Below are 23,775 nucleotides of genomic sequence, written 5' to 3' on the forward strand. Positions count from 1 at the left end.
CGCCTGTCTTTTCTGACCGGCGCGCCAAGCCTTGCCGTGCCGGTTTTTCCGGCGCACGAGGCGCGGCCGTACCTGCTCGACGGTTTCCCGGCTGACCATAGGGGCAACAGCCATGAAACTTACGCTCAAGGAATTTTTCGCAGGCTTCCTGCGCACACGCCACATCGCCCGGCACTTCCGCCGTCTGGCGTTGCTGGAGTCGATCACCGACACCACGGTCAGCCGTGAAGTGCCGCCCACCCTGGCGAACACCCTGGTCGATGCGGCCCATCGCGACAACGGCGAACTGCTGTCGTCGCTGGGCACCCACACCGATGGTCTGACCGATTTTGAAGTCGATGCACTGCGTGCGCAGTACGGCCTCAATGAAGTCGAACACGAGCAGCCGCTGCCATGGTGGACGCACCTGTGGCACTGCTACAAAAACCCGTTCAACTTGCTGCTGACCCTATTGGCGGTGATCTCCTGGCTGACCGAAGACCTCAAAGCCGCCATCGTGATCTTCTCGATGGTGGTGCTGTCGACGCTGCTGCGCTTCTGGCAGGAAAGCAAATCCAACCAGGCCGCCGACGCACTCAAGGCGATGGTCAGCAACACCGCCACGGTGATGCGCCGCGATGAGCCGCGGATCGAACTGCCGATCAAGCAACTGGTGCCGGGCGACTTGATCGTGCTGTCGGCCGGCGACATGATTCCCGCCGACTGCCGGGTGCTCAGCGCCAAAGACCTGTTCGTCAGCCAGGCAGCGATGACCGGTGAATCGATGCCGGTGGAGAAATTCCCGCGTCAGGCCGACCGCGACACACGCAATCCGCTGGAGCTGGAAAACATCCTGTTCATGGGCACCAACGTCGTGTCCGGCACGGCCGTGGCGGTGATTCTTACCACCGGCAACAGCACCTATTTCGGCGCACTGGCGCAGCGTGTCGGTGCGACTGACCGGGCCGTGACGTCGTTCCAGATGGGCGTGAACAAAGTCAGCTGGCTGCTGATCCGCTTCATGTTCGTGATGGCGCCGCTGGTGCTGTTCATCAACGGGTTCACCAAGGGCGACTGGACCGAAGCGCTGCTGTTCGCGCTGTCGATCGCCGTCGGCCTGACCCCGGAAATGCTGCCGATGATCGTCACCTCGACGCTGGCCAAAGGTGCGGTGTTCCTGTCGCGCAAGAAAGTCATCGTCAAGCGTCTGGATGCGATCCAGAACTTCGGCGCGATGGACGTGCTGTGCACCGACAAGACCGGCACCCTGACCCAGGACAAGATCTTCCTCGCGCGCAATGTCGATGTCTGGGGTGAAGACTCCGACGACGTGCTGGAAAAGGCCTACCTCAACAGCTACTACCAGACCGGCCTGAAAAACCTGCTCGATGTGGCGGTGCTGGAACACGTGGAAATCCACCGTGAACTGAAAGTCGGCACGGCGTTTCGCAAGGTCGACGAGATCCCGTTCGACTTCAATCGTCGGCGCATGTCGGTGGTGGTCGAAGGGCGTGGCGAACCGCATCTGCTGATCTGCAAAGGCGCGGTGGAAGAAGTGCTGGCGGTGTGCAGCCGTGTGCAGCACGGTGACGTCGAGGAAGCCTTGAGCGATGAATTGCTGACCCGGATTCGTCAGGTCACCGCAGCATTCAACGCTGAAGGCTTGCGCGTGGTGGCGGTGGCGGCCCGTTCGATGCCCGAAGGTCGCGACACTTACAGCCTGGCGGATGAGCAGGAATTGACGCTGATCGGTTACGTGGCATTCCTCGATCCACCGAAGGAAAGCACCGCCCCGGCGCTCAAGGCCCTGGCCGAGCATGGCGTGGCGGTCAAAGTGCTGACCGGCGACAACGAGCTGGTGACCGCGAAGATCTGCCGCGAAGTCGGCCTCGCGCAACAGGGCTTGCTGCTGGGTAATGATGTCGAGCGCATGAGCGATGCCGAACTGGCCGTGGCGGTAGAGAAAACCAACGTGTTCGCCAAGCTCACACCGTCGCACAAGGAACGCATCGTGCGCATCCTCAAGGGCAACGGGCACGTGGTCGGTTTCATGGGCGACGGCATCAACGACGCCCCGGCGCTGCGCACGGCCGACATCGGTATTTCGGTGGACAGCGCGGTGGACATCGCCAAGGAAGCCGCCGACATCATCCTGCTGGAAAAGAGCCTGATGGTGCTGGAGGAGGGCGTACTCGAAGGGCGTCGGACCTTCGCCAACATGCTCAAGTACATCAAGATGACCGCCAGTTCCAACTTCGGCAACGTGTTCTCGGTGCTGGTGGCCAGTGCGTTTATCCCGTTCCTGCCGATGCTGCCGATGCACCTGTTGGTGCAGAACCTGCTCTACGACATTTCGCAGATCGCGATTCCGTTCGACAACGTCGATGAGGAAATGCTGAAAAAGCCACAGCGCTGGCAGCCGGGTGACGTCGGTCGCTTCATGCTGTTCTTCGGCCCGATCAGTTCGATCTTTGACATTCTGACGTTCGCCTTGATGTGGTATGTGTTCGATGCCAACACCCCGGATCACCAGACCCTGTTCCAGTCCGGCTGGTTCGTGGTGGGGCTGCTGACCCAGACGCTGATCGTGCACATGATCCGCACGCCGAAGATTCCGTTCCTGCAAAGCCGCGCAGCCATGCCGCTGCTGGTGATGACCGGGATCATCATGGCGGTCGGGATCTTCCTGCCGATGGGGCCGCTGGCGAACTACTTCAAACTGCAGGCGCTGCCGTCGATGTACTTCGTGTTCCTGCCGATGATCCTGCTGGCGTACATGGCGCTGACCCAGGCGGTGAAAGGCTTCTACATCCGTCGGTTCGGCTGGCAATAATGTTGCCCCTGTAGGAGCTGCCGCAGGCTGCGATCTTTTGATTTTGCTTTCAAAGATCAACAGATCGCAGCCTTCGGCAGCTCCTACAGGGATTGCGTGTCTACAAGGAGATGACGATGCAAGCCATCAACAACCTCAACCTCACCTCGCTGCTCGACACCCTGGTCAGCCTCAGCGCGGCGTTCATCCTCGGTGGCCTGATCGGTTTCGAGCGCCAGTACCGGCAACGCACGGCCGGCCTGCGCACCAACGTGCTGGTGGCGGTCGGCGCGGCAATTTTTGTCGACATGGCCAACCGTCTCGGCGGTGCTGAAGGCGCGGTGCGGGTGGTTGCCTACGTGGTCTCCGGCATCGGCTTTCTCGGCGCCGGGGTGATCATGCGCGAAGAGGGCAACGTGCGCGGCCTCAACACCGCCGCCACCCTGTGGACTTCAGCCGCCGTCGGCGCCTGCGCCGGTGCCGACCTGCTGGCCGAAGCGGTGCTCGGCACGCTGTTCATTCTGGCCGCCAACACCCTGCTGCGACCGATCGTCAACAACATCAACCGCCAGCCACTGGACGTGGTGTCGGCCGAAGTCACCAACATCGTTTACGTGATCGCCCGGCGTTCGCAGCAGAAAGCCGTGTTTGCCCTGCTCGAAGCCGAACTGGAGCGCAGCAACTACCCGGCCAGCGACGTCGACGTGCATGCCTTCGGCGCCGATGAGATCGAGATCGAAGCCACCCTGGCGACCACTTCCGTGGACGGTGACGAACTGGACGCGCTGGTGGCGCGGATCTCCACGTCGGCGCTGGTGGTGCAGGCGTTCTGGAGTCCGAGCACCACGGAGTAAGGCAAACGCATCGAGCCGTCAATTCAACCGTCCTTTGGCGTGCCCCCGGGTTTTCGCCATCTCTGATAAGAAAATCGCCGCACGGGCCAAACCTGTGCGGCGTTCTTGTCTGTATTCCAGAGGTTTCTGCCTGACTTTAGGACTTGTCCTACATAGATTCTGATGGGTTCTGGTTAGCGTGTTCAGCACATTTCCCACACCGTTAATTTCCATGTCCTACAAATGCAGGCGAATCGTGATCGTCGAAGAGCAGCCCGCTCTGCAGTCCCGAATCGCCAGAGTTTGCCACGAGCTGGGCTATCGCAATCTCACGCCGATTCGTTCGTTTCGTGAACTGCTGGCGTTGACGCATTACGCCCATGACCCGTTCGAGCAATACGATCTGATGATCATCAATGGTGAACTGATTGCCGCAGCGGGGATTGACCCGGTGCGGTTCTTTCAAGGCAATCCGCAGATCCGCCACGGCGTGATCCACGATGCCCGACGTGGTCAGCTCCGGGCCGAGGCGATATTCGCCACCGGTCGACGGCAGCTGTTGATGCTGCGTACGCCGGATCGCCAGAGCCTTGGCGCAGTGCTGAAGCACCTCGATGTTTAGGAAATTTCCCACGCAACTTCAGACCTTTCCTCGCGAGTTAAACGCTCAGGCAGCGGACACTCAGATGCCTTTCACCCACAACGAGCCCACCACCATGTCCAATCCGCCGCTTCGTATCCTGGTGCTTGAAGACCACCCGTTCCAGCGTTCGGTGGCAGTGAGCATGCTGCAGAACCTGGGTGGCCACCAGGTGTTCGAAGCCAGTGACGGCGCGCAAGCGCTGGCGCTGCTTGATGAGGTCGGCACGGTGGATATCGCCCTGTGCGACTTGCAGATGGACGGCATGGACGGCCTGGAATTCCTGCAACGGGTAGGGGCCTCGGGGCAAGTGAAGGCCGTGATCATTTGCAGTTCGTTGTCGGCGGATCTGCGTCGCGCGGTGCATCAGATGGTGACCTTGCTCGGCCTGGAGCTGTTGGGCGATGTCGGCAAACCGATGCACGCGCAAGTGTTGGCCGGGCTGTTGGACACGTTCATCGACAGGCCGGCCGTCACCGGCAGCCCGGCCGGGGCGGTGGTGCTGGCCAGTGAGGCGTCGGTGCGTCAGGCGTTGGCCGCGGAGCAATTACAGGCCTGGTATCAACCCAAATTCAACCTGCGCACGGGAGAAGTCTGCGGGGTCGAGGTGCTCAGCCGCTGGCTGCACCCGACCCGGGGGATTATTGCCCCGGGGCAGTTCATGCCAGTGCTGGAGCGCTGCGGCTTGCTCGATGATTTGCTGTTTTCCCAGCTGGAGCAGGCGCTGAACTTGCACCAGAGTGCCCGGGCCCAGGGCTTTGCCCTGAACATGGCGTTCAATCTGCAAACCGTACAGTTGGCCAATCCAGGGCTGGCCAACACCCTTAAAACCACGCTGGCGCGGCATGCCGTGGCGGGTTCGAGCCTGACCTTCGAATTGACCGAAAGTGGCCTGCTCGAAGCGCCGGCCACCAGCCTGGAGACGCTGGTACGGCTGCGGATGATGGGCTGCCGCTTGTCCATCGATGACTTCGGTGCAGGGTTTTCCTCATTGCAACGTCTGTGTCAGTTGCCGTTCAACGAAATCAAACTCGACGCCGAGTTCATCCGCAGCCTTGAGCACGAGCCACGTTGCCGGGCGGCGATCAGCAGCACCCTGGCGCTGGGCGAGACGCTGGGCATGGCGGTGGTGATCGAAGGCATCGAAACCGATGCGCAGCGCCGTGAGTTGCTGGCACTGGGCTGCACCCAAGGGCAGGGCTACTGGTATGCACGGCCAATGGCCGGGGTCGATTTGTTGACGTGGCTGCAACGGCGCAACCACGGCAAAGGAACAGATGAATGAGCGGATTTTTAGGAAAGGTCCTACAGAGTTGTTCCAGCGCCATGCGTAGTCTTGGCCCATCCACCCCTGACCTTCGGGAGATCGAGCATGATCAATAAAACCCTGCGCATCCTGATTGCCGATCCGCAGCATTTTCACCGGATGAAGGTCGAGCGCCTGTTCAACCACCTCGAATATTTCCGCATCGCCCCGGTGCTGAGCCTGCTGGAGTTGCTGACCCTGGTGGATTACGGCTGTGAGCCGTTCGATGCGGTGGTCATCAATGCCGAACTGGCGGCCGGCTCACTGGACCTGCCGGGCTTTTTCCTGAACAACCCGCATGTGCGTCATGTCCTGATCTACAACGAGCCTTCGGCCCCGGTGCAGACCCCGGCAGGCTTCGCTCAGGAAAACGTGCAGATCAGCCATGCCGTATTGCCCAACCTGGCAGCGATCAAGCACCTGATGGCCCGCGTCGATGTTCCACCGGTGCGCGCGGCGAACGTCTGGAACCCGGCCTCCGCCCTGCAGTGCCGGGCATAAGCACGGTTTGGCCTTTGCCGCAACTGTCAGATCTGACAGGTAGATCCCGCCGGGTTCCCGTGTAACAGTCATTGCGCAGCCACGGTGTCATGAGCAGCCGACGCCGGTGGTGCCTTCGACATGTTTTTTGCCCTGGGAGCCGTCATGAAGTCAGCGCTGGTCATCGACGATCATCCGGTGGTGCGCGCTGCCGTGAAGCTCGTACTCGAAAGCGAGCGATTCAAGGAGATTCACGAGGCCGCGAACGCCAGCGAAGCCATGGCGCTGAACCGTGAGCACAAACCAAAACTGGTGGTGCTCGACCTCAAGTTGCCGGGGATCAGCGGCCTGGAAGTGCTGGAACGGCTCAAGGCCAACGACCCCAGGTGCAAGGTGCTGATCTTCACCTCCCAGGAACCGCAGTATTATCAGGACCGCTGTCTGCGTGCCGGCGCCATGGGCTACGTGGCCAAAACCAACCAGCTGGTGCAATTGCACAAGGCAATCCAGGCGCTGATGTCGGGCTATTCCTATTTTGCGGCGCCGTCTGACAAGGACTATTCGTCGAACCCGTTGCACCGCAGCGAAAAACAAATGATCGACGCACTCTCCAATCGGGAGCTGAACATCTTTGAACAATTGGCGCAGGGCAAGGCCAACAAGTTGATCGCCGAAGACATGCACCTGAGCCATAAAACCGTCAGCACCTACAAAACCCGCTTGATGAAAAAGCTCAACGTGAAATCGTCCGTGCATTTGCGCGAATTCGCCAAACGTAATCATCTGATCTGAGCGAGCTGATGAATCCGCGAGGCTGGTGGTGTGCGTTGTGGTTGATCGTCACGCTCACCTGCCGGGCCAGTGAGCCGCCACAACGCCTGGAGCTGTTGACCCAGGCCGGACTGGACAATATCCACATCGCGCTCGACGAGCGCGACCGGCAATGGCTACGTCAGCATCCGCCATTGCGCATGGGCATTTCCGGCGCGGATTACCCGCCGTTCGAAATCACCCGCAACCAGCACGAGCTGGAAGGGCTCACCGCCGATTACGCCGACCTGCTGGCGCAACTGCTCGGTGTGCGCATTGACGTGCAACGCTACGCCAACCGCGAAGAGGTGATGGCCGCGCTCAAACGCGGCGAACTCGACCTGCTGGGGACCTCCAACAGCTTTGAACTGGCCGATCCGGACTTCGTCCTGTCGCGTCCCTACGCCGAAGATCAGCCGATGCTGGTGACCCGGCTCGACGATACGTTGCCGGCGGATCTGACGGGCAAACGCATCGCCATGGTCGAGGACTATCTGCCGCTGGCCGGCGTGCAGGCGTTCTATCCCCTGGCCAATGTGCAGCGTTATCCCTCGGCGATGGATGCACTCGGGGCGGTAGCATTTGGGCTCGAGGATGGTTACCTGGGTGACTTGATCAGCGCCAATTACCTGATCAACACCAATTACCGCAATGACCTGCAACTGGCCGGGCCATCGGGCCTGGACGCCAACCCCTTCGGTTTCGCCCTGCTGCGCAGCGAGGTGCGCCTCAAACGCATCATCGACAAGGCGCTGACGGCGATTCCGATGGAGCGTCGTCAACTGATCGAACAACGCTGGAGCGCGGGGCGCGCACAAATGGCTACACAGTCGCGAGTGCGCCTCAGTGCCAGCGAGCAGGACTGGCTGGAGCGGCATCCGCTGGTGCGGGTGGGGGTGATCGAGGATTTCGCGCCACTGAGTTTCTTTGATGCCGAGGGGCGCTTCAACGGGCTGTCGGCACAACTGCTCAGCCTGATCAGTCAGCGCACCGGGCTGAATTTCGAAGTGGTCCGGGGGCATTCGCTGGACCGCCAGATCGAACAGCTCAAGGCCGGCGAACTCGACCTGTTGCCGGTGGTGGCGCCCAGCAGCGAGCGTGAAGCCGAGCTGCAATTCACCCGCGCGTACCTGAATAATCCGTTTGTGCTGATCAGTGCGACAGCGCCCCGCAGCCCGCGCCGCCTCGACGATCTGGCGGGCAGACGGCTGGCGATCTATCGCGGTCATCCGTTGCGCGACTACATGCTGCAGCGCGTGCCTGGGGTGCGTCTGGTGGAGGTCAGCAGCCCCGCCGAGGGCATGGAAATGATCGTCAAAGGCCAGGCTGATGCGACGGTCAGCTCGCTACTGGTGGCGCGCTTTCTGATTGCCCGCCAGTTCCGCGAGCGCTTGCGCATCACCAACACCGTCGGCGATCAACCGGCTCGCATCGCTCTGGCTACCGCACCGCAGGCCACGGCGCTGCACACAATCCTGAACAAGGCACTGCTGAGCGTCGCGCCACAGCAAATGGACGAACTGGTCGAGCGCTGGAGTCATGATGTGGTGGTGGAGCAGAGCTATTGGTTGCGCCACCGCCGCGAGATTCTCCTGGGTTTTGCCGTGGCGGCGGGGTTGTTGGTGCTGGCATTGGCCTGGATCGGTTTTCAGCGCTGGCAGTTGCGTCAGCGTCAGCAATGGCTGCGCCAGTTGCAGCAAGCCAAGGACGCGGCTGACGATGCCAATCGGGCCAAGACCACCTTTCTGGCGACCATGAGCCATGAAATCCGCACGCCGATGAACGCATTGATCGGCATGCTCGAACTGGCGCTCAAACGTGCCGAGGAGGGCGTGACCGATCGCCTGGCGATTCAGGTCGCGTCCAGCGCCGGCCAGCAATTGCTCGCGCTGATCGGCGACATTCTCGACATCGCGCGCATCGAGTCAGGCCATCTTTCCCTTGTGCCGCAGCGGGCCAACCTGCGGGAACTGGTGAATTCGGTGTGCCGGGTGTTCGAAGGGCTGGCGCGCCAGAAACACTTGGCGTGGCACATCGACCTGGATGCGCACAGTGACGTCGACGTGCTGATCGACCCGACCCGCTTCAAGCAAGTGCTGTCGAATCTGTTGAGCAATGCGATCAAGTTTACCGAGCACGGCCAGGTGAGCCTGCAATTGTCGGTGGCTGCAACGCCGCTCGGGCCGTTGGCCGTGACGGTGGTGATTGCCGACAGCGGCATTGGCATCAGCGCCGAAGACCGGCAGCGCCTGTTCAACCCGTTTGTCCAGGCCGGTAACCCTGGCCCGTCAGCGCGCAGCGGCTCGGGACTGGGGCTGGTAATCAGCCGCAGCCTCTGCGAAATGATGGGCGGCACGCTGCACCTGGACAGCACGCCCGGACACGGAACCCGGGTTGAACTCACGCTGCAGGTGCCACGACTGGCTGCGCTCGAGCCCGAGGCGGCAGGCCCCGAGATCGCGGATAAACCCGCGCGCTCGCTGAGCGTGCTGGTGGTGGACGATAATCCGGTCAACCGTCTGCTGCTGTGCTGGCAACTGAGTGAACTGGGCCACCGCACGGTCGACCTTGACGACGGTGAGCAGGGGCTGGAGCGCTGGCGAGCACAACCGTTCGATGTGCTCATCACCGACTGCAACATGCCACGTCGCAACGGCTACGAGCTGGCTCGGGCAATCCGTGACGCCGAGGCCGCGAGCGGCCGGGCGCGTTGCCTGATCCTCGGTTTTACCGCCAATGCGCAGATCGAAGAGAAGGCCCGCTGTCTTGAGGCCGGCATGGATGATTGCCTGTTCAAACCGATCCGCCTGGCTGATCTAGCGCTGGCGTTACAAGGCGCCAGTCACCGCGAACATGAACACGAGCCAGACCAGACACGGGCGCTGACGGAACTCGACCTGAGCGCGCTGGAGCAAATGGCCGCTGGCAATCACGCAGTGATTCAAGGATTGCGAGAGCAAGTGTTGCGCAGTCTGCAGGACGATCTGCAACGGCTGGAGGATGTGCGCCATCCGCAGGACCTGAGCGGATTGCGCATGCTGGCGCATCACATCAAGGGTGGTGCGCAGATGGTCGGTGCCGCGCGAGTGGCAGCAGCCTGTGCAGGTCTCGAACAGGCCTGCGCAGACGCTGAAATCCAAGCGGTCGAACGCTCGGTCGATGCGCTGCGCGAGGCCATGCTCGGCCTCGCGCAGCGACTTCGGGCCTGATCGCTCAATCCCACTGTGGGGCGATGCCTTTGGGGCTGGTCAGGCGCTGGCCGCGTTCCAGCGTGGCGATCAGCGCCATGTCGGCATCGCTCAGGGTCAGCGCGGTCGCGCCGAGGTTGCTTTGCAGGTTGGCGCGTTTGGTCGACGACGGAATCACCGCGTAGCCCAGTTGCATCGCCCAGGCCAGGGTGACTTGCGCCGGGGTGGCCTGCAGGCGTGCAGCGATCTGCTGGATCAGCGGATCCTTGAGCACTTCGCCGTAGGCGAGGGTCATGTACGAGGTGATCTGGATGCCCTGGCTTTGGGCGAACTCGACCACTTTGCGGTTCTGCAGGTACGGGTGCAGTTCGATCTGGTGGGTGGCGATGTTGTCAGCGCCGACCGCTGCGATCGCCTGTTGCATCAGCTCGATGGTGAAGTTGGACACACCGATCTGCCGGGTCAGGCCCAGACGCTTGGCTTCGAGCAGCGCGCCCATGAATTCGGCGACCGGCACCTGGTCTTCCGGCGACGGCCAGTGGATCAGCGTCAGGTCCAGGTAATCGGTTTGCAGCTTGTGCAGGCTTTCCTTGAGGCTCTCGATCAGGCGCTCTTTGGCGAAGTTGGCGACCCAGATCTTGCTGGTGATGAACAGCTCGTCACGGGCGATGCCGCTGGCGGCGATGGCCTGGCCGACCTCGGCTTCGTTCTCGTAGATCTGCGCGGTGTCGATGACCCGGTACCCGAGCTCAAGCGCGGTGCTCACCGAATCGATGACCACCTGACCTTGCAGGCGAAACGTACCCAGACCAAAAGCGGGAACAGACATTGATGACTCCAGAGTTGCAGTGAGAATGGGCAGGAGTATCCGTGTCTGCTGCCTTGAGAAAAACCGTGGGTGGGACAAAGCACTGTTGATCAGAAGTCATGAATCTTGTAGGAGCTGCGGAACGCTGCGATCTTTTGATCTTGTTTTATAAAGCCAAAAGATCGCAGCCTGCGGCAGCTCCTACAGGGGTTGTGGATCGCTCGCGAAGGGCGTACCACTGTTCTAAATATGGAACACTCAAGCCGATTTTTGCCGTCTAGTCCTCCGTCCGTCATGGATTTAAGCTTAATTCATTGCGTCACCCACCTTTTTTGGAGGCAACCATGAAAAACATCATCGGTATCTACACCAGCCCTCGCGGCCATTGGGTCGGCGATGGGTTCCCGGTTCGCACCCTGTTTTCCTACGACAACCTGGGTAAATACATCAGTCCGTTCCTGCTGCTCGATCACGCCGGACCTGCCGAGTTCACCCCGACCACCGAGCGCCGTGGCGTCGGCCAGCATCCGCATCGTGGTTTTGAAACCGTGACCATCGTCTACGACGGCGAGGTGCAGCACCGTGACTCCACCGGCAGTGGCGGCACCATCGGCCCCGGCGATGTGCAGTGGATGACTGCTGCGTCCGGCATCCTGCACGAAGAGTTTCACTCGGATGATTTCGCCAGAACCGGCGGCAAACTGGAAATGGTGCAGCTGTGGGTCAACCTGCCTGCCAAGAACAAAATGGCCGCGCCCGGTTATCAGACCATTCTGGATGGCGACATCCCGAATATTGCGCTGAAGGACGATGCGGGCCATCTGCGCCTGATCGCCGGTGAGTTCGACGGCCATAAAGGCCCGTCGCGCACATTCACCCCGATCGACGTCTGGGACCTGCGGCTGAATGCCGGCAAATCGCTGACGCTGGATCTGCACGAAGGTCGCAATACCGCCCTGGTGCTGCTGAAAGGTTCGGTCAGGATCAACGGTGGGGAAACCGCGCAGCAAGGGCAACTGGTGCTGTTCGAACGCGACGGTCGTCAGTTGACACTTGAGGCCAGCGCAGACGCGGTGGTGTTGCTGCTCAGCGGCGAGCCGATCGACGAACCGATCGTCGGTCACGGCCCGTTCGTGATGAACACCGAGCAGGAAATCCATCAGGCCTTCGCCGACTTCCAGTCCGGCCGTTTTGGCCAGATGCACGGCTAAAACCTACCCCTGTGGGAACGGGCTTGCTCGTTCCCACAGGGGTTTTTTCGTGTTTTTGTGCGCGCGTCCACCCTCTGAAATCAATTGCTCCTACACTTGCCCAATCTGTGCGATCTTCTCGCGATTGGCCCGTGTCGGAGTGGTTTGATGTTGTCTTTCTTGACCGAACATCCGTTGTTTTGCGCGTTGATCCTGATCCTCCTCGATCTGGGCCTGTGGCGGCTGATCAGCTCCCGTGGCAGTGAGTGGAAGCTGTTGGTGCGGGTGCTGATTTTCAGCCTGTTCAGCGCAGTGCTGTTCAACGAAGGCCTCAACCCGATGGAGCCAGCGCCGTGGGCCGACAACGTGCCGCTGCACCTGGCGGCGACCGGGTTGCAGATCGGCTGGTGGCTGTTCGGCGCGCGCACCCTGACCGTGCTGATCGGCGCGGTGATGATGCAGCGGGTCGGGCACACCGGGCGGCTGTTGCAGGATCTGCTCGGGGCGGTGATCTTCCTGATCGCGATCATTGCCGCGCTGGCTTACGTGCTGGATCTGCCGGTCAAAGGCGTGCTGGCGACGTCCGGGGCCTTGGCGATCATCGTCGGTCTGGCGTTGCAGAGCACCCTGAGCGATGTGTTCTCCGGGATCGTGCTCAACACCACCAAGCCGTATCAGATCGATGACTGGATCTCCATCGACGGCACCGAAGGCCGGGTCATCGACATCGACTGGCGCGCCACGCGGCTGCAAACCAGTCAGGGCAGCATGGCGGTGATTCCCAACTCGCTGGCGGCCAAGGCCAAGATCATCAACTTCAGCCGACCGAGCAACATGTTCGGCCTTGCTGTCAGTGTGCAGGTCAGCCCGCATGCGCGACCGACCACCGTGCTTGAGGCGCTGGAGAGGGCGATGCAGGGTTGCCGTCCGCTGCTGGACAATCCCTCGCCGAGCGTGGCACTGAAAAGCTCCAGCAGCACGGGCGTCGAATACGAAATCAGCGGCTTCGTGTCATCGATGGACCAGAAACGTCCGGTGCGCAATCAGTTGTTCGATCTGGCCTATCGGCACTTGCAGGCGTCCGGAGTCAATCTGTTGTCGAGCGTGGAGCCGAATGTGCCGAGCGATCTGTCACGGCCACGGGCGCTGCTCGACAGTTCGCCGATTTTCTCCACCCTGCGCCAGGAAGAGAAAGACACCTTCAGCCAGAACATGACCCTGCAGACCTTCCGGGCCGGCGAGACGATTCTGCAAGCCGGGGAGGTCAGCGATCATTTGTTCATCATCGAATCCGGTGTGGTCACCGTGACCCTGGCCCGCCATGGCAGCCCGTTCGAGTCCGGGCGCATGGGGCCGGGGGAGGTGATCGGCGAGGCCGGTATTCTGTCCGACTCGTCGGTGCCGGCCATGTTCGCCGCGAAAACCTTCTGTGCGCTGTACCGCATCGAGAAGACCTACCTCAAGCCATGCCTGGATGCCCGCCACGACATCAACGAGGCGATGAAGGCCTTGCTCGATTACCGCTTGCACAAGGCCCAGACGCTGACTCAGGACGCGCCGACCGTGGTGGCGAAAACCGGGTTCCTGCAGTGGTTGCGCAATCGGGTGTGACGCGGTGGTCTACTCGACTTCCGGGAGATTGGCTATTTGTCCGGGGCCGGTGCGGGACTACCTTAATCACACATTCACTGGCCCCGGAAACTCACCATGCAAGCTCGTACCGATTTCTATACCGCTTCCCCAGACGCCCTGAAAGCGATGATCGCGCTGGAAACCGCGGTCTCGAAACTGCCGCTGGAAAAGACCCTGATCGAACTGGTCAAACTGCGTGCTTCGCAGATCAACGGCTGCGCGTTCTGCATCGACATGCACACTGCCGATGCGATCAAGGGCGGCGAGACCCCGCGCCGGCTGTTCGCGGTGACCGCATGGCGTGAAGCGCCGTTCTTCACCGAGCGTGAACGCGCGGCACTGTTGTGGACCGAATCGTTGACCCAACTGAGCCTGACTCACGCCCCGGACGAAGATTACGAAGTCGTCGCCGCGCAATTCACGCCCAAGGAAATGGTCGACCTGAGCGTGGCGATCAACACCATCAACAGCTGGAACCGCCTGGCGGTGGGCTTCCGTAAAACCCCGCAACTCTGAGGCCATACATAACCCCTGTAGGAGCTGCCGCAGGCTGCGATCCTTTGATCTTGTTTTTAAAAATCAAAGTCAAAAGATCGCAGCCTGCGGTAGCTCCTACAGGGGCGGGTCGTTTTGGAAACCTGGATCAATGCGCATCCGCACTCGGCGCAGCCGGTGGTTGCACCTTGCGCATCAAGGGCACCATCGCCGTGGCGATGATGAAGCACAGCATGATCATCAAGAAGGTGTCGCCGTAGGTCTGGGTCTGCGCCTCGCGGTAGGTCAGCAGCCACAGTTGATGCAGGCCGGCGGTGACGCCGACGTCACCGCTCTGGCCCAGCGTCGCGAGGTTGCCGGAGACCTGCGCCAGCCACTGGTTCATCGCCTCGTTACGGCTGTTCAGATGCTCGGCCAAACGAGTGAAGTGCAGGTTGGTGCGGTCATTGAGAATGGTGGCGCAGGCGGCAATGCCGATGGCCCCGCCAAGGTTGCGCATCAGGTTGAACAGGCCCGAGGCGTGCTTCAGTCGCGCCGGTGCCAACCCGCCCAGCGTCAGTGTCACCGCCGGCGGCACCGCCAGTTGCTGGGCAATCCCGCGCAACGCTTGCGGCAGCATCAACTGCCCGGCACCCCAGTCGTGGGTGATAGGACTGAATTCCCACATCGACACTGCAAACAATCCGAGCCCGATCATCATGATCCAGCGCAAATCCATGCGATTGGCGAGAAAGGCGTACAGCGGAATCGCCATGATCTGGAACACCCCGGTGGAAAAAACCGCCAGTCCAATATCCAGCGCGCTGTAACCGCGCACCCGTCCGAGAAACAGCGGCGTCAGGTAAATCGTCGCGAACAGGCCAATCCCGGTGACAAAGGAAAAGAAGCAGCCCAGCGCAAAATTGCGATCCTTGAGGGCGCGCAGATCGACGATCGGATTGGCCACGGACAACGTGCGCCCGATAAAGGCCAGCCCCGCCAGACCGCTGATCCACGCCGTGGTCAGAATCGTTTGATCGCTGAACCAGTTCCAGCGCGGGCCTTCTTCGAGGGTGTATTCCAGGCAGCCGAGAAACAGCGCGAGAAACACCATGCTCAGGTAGTCCGCGCCTTTGAGCAGCGACAGTTCCGGCTGGTCGATCTTCACCAGCATCGGCACTGCCACGGCGACGAAAATACCTGGCACCAGGTTGATGTAGAACAGCCAGTGCCACGAGGAAATATCAGTGATCCAGCCGCCGATCACCGGGCCCAATGTCGGCGCCAGCGACGCCACCGCTCCGATGGTTGCAGCGGCAATCACCCGTTGTTTGCCGGTGAAGAAAAAGAACGCGGTGGTGAACACCAGCGGGATCATCGAACCGCCGAGAAAACCCTGCAGCGCACGAAAGGCGATCATGCTCTGGATGTTCCAGGCTACCCCGCAGAGCAGGCTGGCCAGGGTGAAGCCAACCGCCGAGGCGCAGAACAGCCAGCGTGTGGAGAACACCCGCGACAGCCAGCCCGACAGCGGGATCACGATGATTTCGGCGATCAGGTAACTGGTCTGCACCCACGCGGTTTCGTCGGTGCCGGCCGAGAGTCCGCCGCCGATGTCACGCAGCGACGCCGAGACGATCTGGATGTCCAGCAGCGCGATGAACATGCCGATGCACATCGTGGCGAAGGCGAAGACCTTGGTCGCGGTCGCCATGTCCGCCGCATTGAACGGTTGCGTCGGGGCGGCGAGGCTGGTGCTCATGGCGCGACGGCCACGGCGCTGGTTTCAGTGGGCGCGCGAGTGTCGACCTCAGCTGTCACCGACAGCCCCGGCCGCAGATGGCCGAGCACGCCGTCGGCCGGGTCGAGCAGGATCCGCACCGGCACCCGCTGGACGATTTTGGTGAAGTTGCCGGTGGCGTTCTCCGGGGGCAGCACGCTGAATTGCGAACCGGTGGCGGGGGCGAGGCTGTCGAGGTGGCCGTGGAATTCCTGGCCGGAGAGCACGTCGGCGCGGATGCTCACGCGTTGTCCGGGACGCATTCTGGCAAGCTGGTCTTCCTTGAAATTGGCATCGACCCACAGGCCACTGGCCGGCACCACCGACAACTGCTGCGAACCGGCCTGGGCATAGGCGCCGACTCGCGCGCGGCGGTTACCGATCACCCCATCGACCGGTGCACGCAGTTCGGTGTAGCCGAGGTTCAACTGCGCCAGATCACGCTCGGCCCGGGCTTGTTGCAGGGCGGCGCGGGCCTGTTGTTTCTGGGTATCGATCACCGCCAGTTGGCGTTGTGCGGCGAGCAGTTCGGCCTGGGCGCGGGCACTCAGGGCCTGGGCAGTCTTGAAGGTGGCGTCGGCACGCTGGGCGCTTTCCACTGACACGGCATTGGTGCTCACCAGCCGTTTGTAGCGCGCGTTGTCGTCCCGCGAGCGGGCGGTTTCGGCACCGGCCGCATCGATGCCGGCACGGGCCTGGCCGATCACCGCTTGCTGCAGTTGTTCGGTGGCGTCGAGGTTGGCCAGCAGCGCTTGTTCGGCGGCAACTGCGCCTTCGGCTTTGGCGAGGTTGGCGCGATAGTCCCGTGCATCGAGGCGAATCAGCACATCGCCGGCCTTCACCGACTGGTTGTCGCTGACCAGCACTTCTTCGATGTACCCGGCGACCTTCGGCCCGATCACCGTGACGTCGCCACCAATGTAGGCATCGTCGGTCTCTTCCAGAAATCGCCCGGTGCCCCACCAGTGAGCGGCGTACACCCCGGCAACTACCAAGATAATCAGGCCGACGCCGGGCAATAACAGGCGTTTGCGCAGCGGTGGTCTGGCAGGGGTGACCGTAGCAGACAGGTCGGGCTCAAGGGTGGGCATACTGGTCATGGCGTCATACCTGTGGAAACGGGTCGTTATTACGGATGTAATATGACGTGAGTAATATTTTGTGGCAATTGAATTTTCATGCCAATCGTCAGTTGCCCGCTGGGGCTCAGGGTTTGGAGCGGTTTCGCTGGACGACGGCCACCCGTAATACAGGCCAGGTATTGGAGAGCGCAATGAACGCCCTCGGGGAAACCCTGAGGTCGTGATGTTGAACACAGCAAAATCAAATGTTTAAGAAATGTAAGCGCTGTAGGAAGCGTCTTGCATTTGTGTAGGAAGGCTCTGACTATCACTCGCATTGATGAGGTGGCATTACGCCATTTTATGATTGCAAGGATGTTGCGTGCCGTATTCGCTTCGCGCTGTATTTCGTCGTCGTTCCACGCGTTGCCCGCTGTTGTCGGCCTTGTTGTTGAGTGTGTGTGCCTCCTCGCTTCAAGCCGCTGACCCTGTCGCACCGGGCCAGGAGGTGCTGCGCCAGCAGCAACAGCAACAGCGCGATCTGCAACAACTTCAGATTGAACAACGCAAGCGCCAACTGGAGCGCGGCGCGTTCGGCCCGGCGCCTGCCACCCCGGCGATCCCGCAGACGGTGGCCCCCGATGAGCGCTGCTGGCCGCTAAGCGGCACGCGCATCGGCGGCGTCACTTTGATCGACAGCGCCAAACTCAACGCGCGGATCAAACCGCTGCTGGCACCGTGCATGGGCGTCGGCCAGATCAATCATCTGCTGGCGACCATCACTGCGATCTACGTCAAGCAGGGTTACATCGCCAGCCGCCCGTACCTGTTGAGTGCGCCTGCGGCGGGGCAGTCGCTGGACATCATGATCGACGAGGGCTACATCGAGTCCATCGAGCTGGCCGACCAGAGCCTGCCGGTGTCGCTGGGCGGCGCGTTCCCGCATATGCTCGGCCAGCCGTTGAACCTGCGCGATCTGGAGCAGGGGCTGGACCAGTTGAACCGCTTGCGTTCGATTGACCTGACTGCCGACATCGCCCCCGGCAGCCAGCCCGGCGCGTCGCGGATCATCCTGCGTTCGCGCACCTCAGGGCAGTCGCGCTGGGCCCTGGGATTGGGCATGGACAACCTCGGCAGCGCCAGCACCGGGCGAGATCGCGATACCGTCAGCCTGAGCCTCGACAGCCCGCTGCAACTCAACGATCTGCTGAGTCTCAGTGCCAGCGACACGTTGAATCAGGGTGACCGCTACAACCGCAACGCGAGCCTGTATTACGCGATTCCCTACGGCTACTGGACCTACAGCGTGTTCGCCAGCCACGCTGAATACCGCGCGCCGTTCAAACTGCCCAGCGTGACCTTTCACAGCACCGGCATCACCGATCAACTGAGCCTGCGCGCCGACCGCGTGTTGTGGCGCGACCAGAGCCGCCAGCTCAGCGCCAACCTGCAGTTGGCGCACAAAGACGTCGACAGCTATCTGGAGAATGCCCGCCTGGGCATTCAGAGCCCGACCCTGACGGTGGCCGAAGCCGGACTCAATCTGTTCTGGCTCGACCGTGCGGTGTGGAACCTCGATTTCACCTACTCGCAAGGTTTGCGCTGGCTGGGCGCCGACGACGATGGCGATCATCAAGTCAACAACCTGCCCAAGGCGCAATTTCGCAAGTACCGCGCCGGCCTCAGCCAATGGCGCAACGGCCAGTTCGGCGCGCAGGCCTGGCAGTGGCAGAGCCAGCTCAATCTGCAATACAGCCCCGACCCGTTGCCGGCCATCGAACAGTTGCTCGGCACCGACGATTCGGCGGTACGCGGCTATCGGGTCAGCAGCGCATCCGGCGCCAGCGGCGCGATCTGGCGCAACACCTTGCGCCTGCCACTGCGCAGCGATTGGCCGGTGCAGATCACCCCGCGCGTGGGCCTGGACAACGGTTGGCTCAAGGCCGACCACGGCGCTCAAGGTCAACGCCTGAGCGGCGCCAGCGTCGGGTTGAATCTGGGCTGGAAGAATCTGCAAGTGGACGTCGATTACCAACGCGCCCTCAACACCCCTAACGGTCTGCAGCACGAACCAGAGACCTGGCTGATGCGCGTGGGGTTGCAGATATGAGCACCACCGAGACTCATCAAGCAGTGAACAAACAGCCGTCGGATCTGAGCGCGACAGCCACGGCCAAGACTAAATCGCGCGCCGTGATGCCGTACTTACATGGAGACGTTTTTATGCCAGCACATACCTTTGCATTCCATCTTTCTCCTCGGGGCAAATTGCGCTGGGCGATCGCCAGCCTGTTCTTCGCCGTGCACCTGCCCAGCGCCATCGCCGGCGGTGTGGTGGTCGCACCCGGCCCCGGCGGCACCGCGCAATTGCAGACCCAGGGCGGTGTGCCCATCGTCAATATCGTCGCGCCCAACGGCTCGGGCCTGTCGCACAACCAGTTCCTCGACTACAACGTCGACCGTCAGGGCCTGGTGCTGAACAACGCCTTGCAGGCCGGGCAATCGCAGCTCGCCGGGCAACTGGCGGCCAACCCGCAACTGCAGGGGCAGGCGGCCAGCGTGATCCTCAACGAGGTGATCAGCCGCAACCCGTCAGCCATCAATGGCGCCCAGGAAATCTTCGGCCGCGCCGCCGATTACGTGCTGGCCAACCCCAACGGCATTTCGGTGAACGGCGGCAGTTTCATCAACACGCCAAACGCCAATCTGGTGGTCGGTCGTCCGGAACTGAACGACGGCAAACTGCAAGCGCTGAACACCCGCGACGCCAGCGGCCAGTTGCAGATTCAGAGCGGCGGCCTGCGCAACGGCGAAGGCTCGATCAACCTGATCGCGCCGCGTATCGACAGCCAGGGCGCGATCAATGCCCGCGATCAACTGAACCTCACGGTCGGGCGCAATCAGGTGGATTACGCCAGCGGTCAGGTCAACGCCGTGGACCCGGCGGGCCACACCTCAGATCAACGCATCGACGCCAGCCTGTTCGGTGCGATGCAGGCCGGGCGCATCAACATCGTCAGCACCGCCGAAGGTGCGGGCGTGCGCGTGGGGGCGGTGCAAGTGGCGGGGCGTGACGGCGTGCAGATTCGTTCTGCCGGCGACCTCAGCGTCAGCGGCGAAGCGATCCCCAACAGCCTTGAAGTGACCCGTGCCGGTATCCGCAGCAGTCTGGGCGATGTCGGCCTGCACAGCGGCAAGGACCTGACCCTGGCCGCCGCCGATGTCAGCGGTCGCGACGTCAGCGTCGATGCCAAACGCAACCTGACCCTCAGCACCGTCGAAAGCCGCAAGCTCCAGGAAAAGCGCGAAAACTGGAGCAACAGCACCATCGGTATCACCTGGGAAACCTACGACCGCACCCAGACCGACAGCGATTCGCGCCAGCACGGCAGCCAGATCGTCGCCAGCGGTGACGCGAAATTGTCCTCCGGCAACGACACTGAGCTCAAAGCGGCCAAGGTCGAAGCGGCGAAGAACCTTGATGTGCAGAGCGGCGGCGATCTGCGCCTGACCGCGGCCACCGAAAGCCACACCCAGACCGATCAGGGCAACCACCGCAAGCATCTGTGGAAGGCCGACTGGAACACCAGCAGCGAAGAGCAGCGCAGCATCGGCAGTCAGCTGAAGGGCGGCAATATCGCCCTGCAAACCGCTGCCTTGTTGCGCTCGGAAGGCGCCGAGCTGAATAGCACCGGCGATGTGAAACTGGCGGGCAAGCAAGTGGACGTCACCACGGCCACGCGCACCAGTCGCAGCAATAACAACAGTTACTCCGGCGACCTGGTCGGCGGTGGTTTCTTCGGCAAGACCGGTGACGCCGACAAGGGCCAGACCCAGCACCAGGGCAGCAAAATCAACGCCGCCGGCAAACTGCTCGTCAAGGCTGACGATGTGCGCATCAGCGGCAGTCAGGTGCGTGGCGGCACCGAGGCCAGTGTGATCAGCGACCAGGGTTCGCTGGTGATCGACGGCGTGCAGGACACCTCGCACAGCAACAACCACGACAAGGACAGCAAGTTCTTCGGCATCACCAAGGACGAGTCGCGGCAGAACGCCAAGGACAGCACCACGGTGCGCAGCGAGCTGGTTTCCGACAGCAACCTCAAGCTCAAGAGCGCCAAGAACATCGAAGTTGCCGGTTCCACGGTCAAGGCCGGCGGCGCGCTGACGGCGGATGCCGCGGGGGATGTGAACGTGCATTCCACGCAGAACACCCACGACAGCCGCTCGACCACCGAGACCCGTGGCTTCGACGCCTACGCCAAAGAAAACACCCCGGAGCAATACCGCGCCGGGGTGCATTACCAGGACAAACAGCAGACCGTCACCCGCAACGACGTCAACCAGCAAGGCGCAAGCCTCAGCGGCGCCAGCGTGCAGGTGCAGGCGGGCGGCGACCTGACGATCAAGGGCGGTGAGGTCAAATCCACTGCCGGCGACACCACGCTGGGCGGCAAGAACGTGTCGTTGCTGGCCGAACAGGACAGCCATAAAACCTCGACCGATACCTCCAGCACCGGCGGCGGTTTCTACTATACCGGTGGCCTCGACCGCGCCGGCAGTGGCGTCGATTTCGCCCACAGCACCTCGCAAGACACCAGCAGCAAGACCACCGCGCAAACCACCAGCGTGCAGAGCAGCGGCGGCCTGACCATCAACGCTGACAAACTGCTGACCGAAGGCGCGCAGGTCAAGGCCGGCAATGGTTTGAACGTCGCGGCTAACGAAATCGACAACCGCGCGGCCAGCAACACCGACAGCAGCACTCACAGCCAGAGCAACTGGTCGGCGGACATCGGTGCCAACGTCGAGTACAAGGACATCGCCCGCCCGATTGCCGGTGCGGTCAAGGATGTGCTCAACGGCAAGGTGCCGGACAAGGACGGTCTGAGCAATCTCGGCCAGCCGAACGTCGGCATCGACGTGGCGATCGGTCACGCAAGCGCCGACAAGACCGAGCAGAGGAGTCACGCGGTGGTCAGCCGTTTCGACGGCGGCAGCGTCGAGGTGAAAACCGCCGGCACCCTGCACGATCAGGGCACCCAGTACAACGCCAGCACCGGCAAGGTGAACATCAGCGCTGACAAACTGCTCGCCGACGCCGCCAGCAATACCCACAGCAGCACGGATAACGCCGTGGACGCCAAGGTCGACGTGCGGGTCTACACCAAGACTGGTGAGGACGTTAACGTCGCCGGCAGCGGCGCCGGTGGCAATAGCTACAGCAGCAAGGACAGCAGCACGGCGGTGGTTGGCGGGTATGCCGGCGATCAGGGCGTGAACATCAATGTCGGCGGTGACGCGCAGTTCGCCGGCAGCCGTTTCGACGGCGGGCAGGGCGGTGTGAGCGTCAAGACTAGCGGCGATCTGGCGCTGAATCAGGCCAACGACCGCCAGAGCAGCAGCGACTCCAGCCTGCGCGGCAATGGCTCACTGACGGTCGGCACCTTGCCGGGCACTGACGGCACCAACGTCGACCTCGGCGCCGGGTTCCAGCTTGACCACACCGGCAAGCAGACCAGCGACAGTCAGGCCCATGTTGCGAGCATCAGCGGCAACGGTGCGGTGCAACTGAGCAGCGGCGGCAACCAGGTCCAGCAAGGCACGAAGATCGACAGCGCCGGCGCCATCGATCTGCACGCTGACGGCAAGCTCGATCTGCAAGCGGCCGTCGATACGCACACCGCGACCGGCAGCAATCTCGGCGGCGGTTTGAAGGGCGGCGGCAGCAAATCCAGCAGCGAGAAGAGTCGTGATCAGGGCGGTAATCTGAGCGGCAACTTCAACATCGGTCGGGTCAACGAACACTCGCAAACCCTGACTGGTGGCCAGATCAACAGCCAGAGCGGTGTGGCTTTGAGCGGTGACGCGGTGCACCTGCAAGGCACGCAAGTCGGCGCGCCGATCGTCAACATCGATGCGCAGAAGGGCGGTTTCGTCCAGGAGTCGGCGCAGTCCACCGAGAGCCGCAACAACTGGAACGTCGCGCTGAATGCCGGCGGCAACTTGAGCAGCAAGACCCCGACCGCTGCCGATGAAAAAGCCAGCAGCGACCACGGCTTCAACGCCGGGGCCAAGGTCGGTGTCGATTACCTGCAAGGCACCACCCAGCAGAACAGCCAGATCAAGGCTGACAGCGTGGTGCTGAACAGTACCGGTGATGCACAGCTCTCGGGGGCGCGAATTGACGCGAAGACTGTCAGCGGCGAGGTCGTCGGTGATCTGACCGTCGACAGCCGTCAGGACGCGAAGACGCAAGCCAGGGTCGATGTCGATCTGGGGCTGACCGCGAAGAAGAACCCACCGAGCGACAAGGAAAAACTTGCCGGCACCGACTACAAGCCGACGCTGAAAGCGCAGGGCGAATACACGCACAAGGACAGCGTGACGCAGGCTTCCGGCATCAGTGGTAATCAGGGTGTGAACCTTGCGGTGAGCGGCGCAACGCAGCTGACCGGCGCACGGATCTCGGCGACTGAGGGCAAGGTCGACCTGGGCGGTTCGAAGGTCGGTAGCAGCGATCTGGTCAACCGTGACTACGGGGTGAAAGCCGGGCTGGACCTGCCGCAGAAAACCGAGGAAAACGCACCGAAGGTGTCGTTCGATAACGGCAATCTGAAAGTCGGTCCGGTGACTCTGAGCGGGAATCTGGACAGCCAGACCTTGCAGGCCGGGATCGACGAAAAAGGCTAATCCACACCGCTGTCACAATTGTGGGAGCGAGCCTGCTCGCGAAGGCGTCAATTCAGTCAGCTAATTTGTCGACTGAATCAACGATTTCG

General features: G+C 62.1%; 15 protein-coding genes. 12 read left to right on the forward strand and 3 right to left on the reverse strand.

Going from position 1 to position 23,775, the window contains the following annotated elements; all coding sequences use genetic code 11:
- Window positions 1-112 precede the first annotated feature (112 nt).
- From mgtA to NN484_RS11115, 7 genes are all read left to right on the forward strand, one after another.
- Window positions 113-2,812 (forward strand): magnesium-translocating P-type ATPase, encoded by a 2,700-nt coding sequence (gene mgtA, locus NN484_RS11085; protein ID WP_127652139.1) that lies wholly within the window; start codon window positions 113-115, stop codon window positions 2,810-2,812.
- A gap of 116 nt (window positions 2,813-2,928) precedes the next feature.
- A complete protein-coding gene (locus tag NN484_RS11090) occupies window positions 2,929-3,645 on the forward strand; it encodes an MgtC/SapB family protein (RefSeq protein ID WP_007968289.1) in 717 nt (238 codons plus the stop codon).
- Window positions 3,646-3,880: 235 nt separating this feature from the next.
- Entirely contained in the window at window positions 3,881-4,246 is a 366-nt protein-coding gene (locus tag NN484_RS11095) for a hypothetical protein (RefSeq protein WP_274659102.1), read from the forward strand.
- Between the two features lie 64 nt (window positions 4,247-4,310).
- Window positions 4,311-5,549 (forward strand): EAL domain-containing response regulator, encoded by a 1,239-nt coding sequence (locus NN484_RS11100; protein WP_274659103.1) that lies wholly within the window; start codon window positions 4,311-4,313, stop codon window positions 5,547-5,549.
- An 87-nt stretch (window positions 5,550-5,636) separates the two neighbouring features.
- Window positions 5,637-6,071, forward strand: coding sequence for a chemotaxis protein CheY (locus NN484_RS11105; RefSeq protein ID WP_274659104.1), 435 nt, complete (start codon window positions 5,637-5,639; stop codon window positions 6,069-6,071).
- A gap of 144 nt (window positions 6,072-6,215) precedes the next feature.
- Window positions 6,216-6,842 carry a response regulator transcription factor gene (locus NN484_RS11110; RefSeq protein ID WP_215501035.1) on the forward strand — a complete coding sequence of 209 codons (627 nt, stop codon included), beginning with the start codon at window positions 6,216-6,218 and terminating at the stop codon, window positions 6,840-6,842.
- Window positions 6,843-6,850: 8 nt separating this feature from the next.
- Window positions 6,851-10,069: a transporter substrate-binding domain-containing protein gene (locus tag NN484_RS11115; RefSeq protein ID WP_274659105.1), complete on the forward strand. Its 3,219-nt coding sequence runs from the start codon at window positions 6,851-6,853 to the stop codon at window positions 10,067-10,069.
- Window positions 10,070-10,073: 4 nt separating this feature from the next.
- Here the strand turns inward: NN484_RS11115 and dkgB are convergent, their stop codons facing one another.
- Window positions 10,074-10,877, reverse strand: a complete 804-nt coding sequence (gene dkgB / locus NN484_RS11120; RefSeq protein WP_215501033.1) for a 2,5-didehydrogluconate reductase DkgB — start codon at window positions 10,875-10,877, stop codon at window positions 10,074-10,076.
- Between the two features lie 323 nt (window positions 10,878-11,200).
- Between dkgB and NN484_RS11125 the strand changes: the two genes are divergently transcribed.
- From NN484_RS11125 to NN484_RS11135, 3 genes are all read left to right on the forward strand, one after another.
- Window positions 11,201-12,067 carry a pirin family protein gene (locus NN484_RS11125; protein WP_274659106.1) on the forward strand — a complete coding sequence of 289 codons (867 nt, stop codon included), beginning with the start codon at window positions 11,201-11,203 and terminating at the stop codon, window positions 12,065-12,067.
- Between the two features lie 147 nt (window positions 12,068-12,214).
- A complete protein-coding gene (locus NN484_RS11130; RefSeq protein ID WP_274659107.1) occupies window positions 12,215-13,657 on the forward strand; it encodes a mechanosensitive ion channel domain-containing protein in 1,443 nt (480 codons plus the stop codon).
- A 96-nt stretch (window positions 13,658-13,753) separates the two neighbouring features.
- Entirely contained in the window at window positions 13,754-14,194 is a 441-nt protein-coding gene (locus NN484_RS11135; protein WP_127652131.1) for a carboxymuconolactone decarboxylase family protein, read from the forward strand.
- Between the two features lie 127 nt (window positions 14,195-14,321).
- On the opposite strand, the gene NN484_RS11140 is transcribed toward NN484_RS11135, so the two are convergent.
- Window positions 14,322-15,914, reverse strand: a complete 1,593-nt coding sequence (locus NN484_RS11140; RefSeq protein WP_274659108.1) for a DHA2 family efflux MFS transporter permease subunit — start codon at window positions 15,912-15,914, stop codon at window positions 14,322-14,324.
- Entirely contained in the window at window positions 15,911-17,032 is a 1,122-nt protein-coding gene (locus tag NN484_RS11145; protein WP_215501030.1) for an HlyD family secretion protein, read from the reverse strand. The genes NN484_RS11140 and NN484_RS11145 overlap by 4 nt, the downstream gene beginning before the upstream one ends.
- Before the next feature lie 343 nt (window positions 17,033-17,375).
- On the opposite strand from NN484_RS11145, the gene NN484_RS11150 reads away from it, so the two are divergent.
- The gene (locus NN484_RS11150; RefSeq protein ID WP_274659109.1) at window positions 17,376-19,103 is read left to right on the forward strand and encodes a ShlB/FhaC/HecB family hemolysin secretion/activation protein; all 1,728 of its coding nucleotides are present in this window, start codon (window positions 17,376-17,378) and stop codon (window positions 19,101-19,103) included.
- A gap of 113 nt (window positions 19,104-19,216) precedes the next feature.
- Entirely contained in the window at window positions 19,217-23,686 is a 4,470-nt protein-coding gene (locus tag NN484_RS11155) for a hemagglutinin repeat-containing protein (RefSeq protein WP_274659110.1), read from the forward strand.
- Window positions 23,687-23,775 lie beyond the last annotated feature (89 nt).

Origin of the sequence: Pseudomonas serboccidentalis (assembly GCF_028830055.1) — a bacterium.
GTDB lineage: Bacteria > Pseudomonadota > Gammaproteobacteria > Pseudomonadales > Pseudomonadaceae > Aquipseudomonas > Aquipseudomonas serboccidentalis.

Coding starts and splice junctions, on each gene's coding strand:
- NN484_RS11140 (WP_274659108.1), bottom strand. CDS start 15,914: ATGAGCACCAGCCTCGCCGCCCCGACGCAACCGTTCAATGCGGCGGAC.
- NN484_RS11135 (WP_127652131.1), top strand. CDS start 13,754: ATGCAAGCTCGTACCGATTTCTATACCGCTTCCCCAGACGCCCTGAAA.
- NN484_RS11105 (WP_274659104.1), top strand. CDS start 5,637: ATGATCAATAAAACCCTGCGCATCCTGATTGCCGATCCGCAGCATTTT.
- NN484_RS11125 (WP_274659106.1), top strand. CDS start 11,201: ATGAAAAACATCATCGGTATCTACACCAGCCCTCGCGGCCATTGGGTC.
- NN484_RS11155 (WP_274659110.1), top strand. CDS start 19,217: ATGCCAGCACATACCTTTGCATTCCATCTTTCTCCTCGGGGCAAATTG.
- NN484_RS11090 (WP_007968289.1), top strand. CDS start 2,929: ATGCAAGCCATCAACAACCTCAACCTCACCTCGCTGCTCGACACCCTG.
- NN484_RS11110 (WP_215501035.1), top strand. CDS start 6,216: ATGAAGTCAGCGCTGGTCATCGACGATCATCCGGTGGTGCGCGCTGCC.
- NN484_RS11100 (WP_274659103.1), top strand. CDS start 4,311: ATGCCTTTCACCCACAACGAGCCCACCACCATGTCCAATCCGCCGCTT.
- mgtA (WP_127652139.1), top strand. CDS start 113: ATGAAACTTACGCTCAAGGAATTTTTCGCAGGCTTCCTGCGCACACGC.
- NN484_RS11130 (WP_274659107.1), top strand. CDS start 12,215: ATGTTGTCTTTCTTGACCGAACATCCGTTGTTTTGCGCGTTGATCCTG.
- NN484_RS11145 (WP_215501030.1), bottom strand. CDS start 17,032: ATGACCAGTATGCCCACCCTTGAGCCCGACCTGTCTGCTACGGTCACC.
- dkgB (WP_215501033.1), bottom strand. CDS start 10,877: ATGTCTGTTCCCGCTTTTGGTCTGGGTACGTTTCGCCTGCAAGGTCAG.
- NN484_RS11115 (WP_274659105.1), top strand. CDS start 6,851: ATGAATCCGCGAGGCTGGTGGTGTGCGTTGTGGTTGATCGTCACGCTC.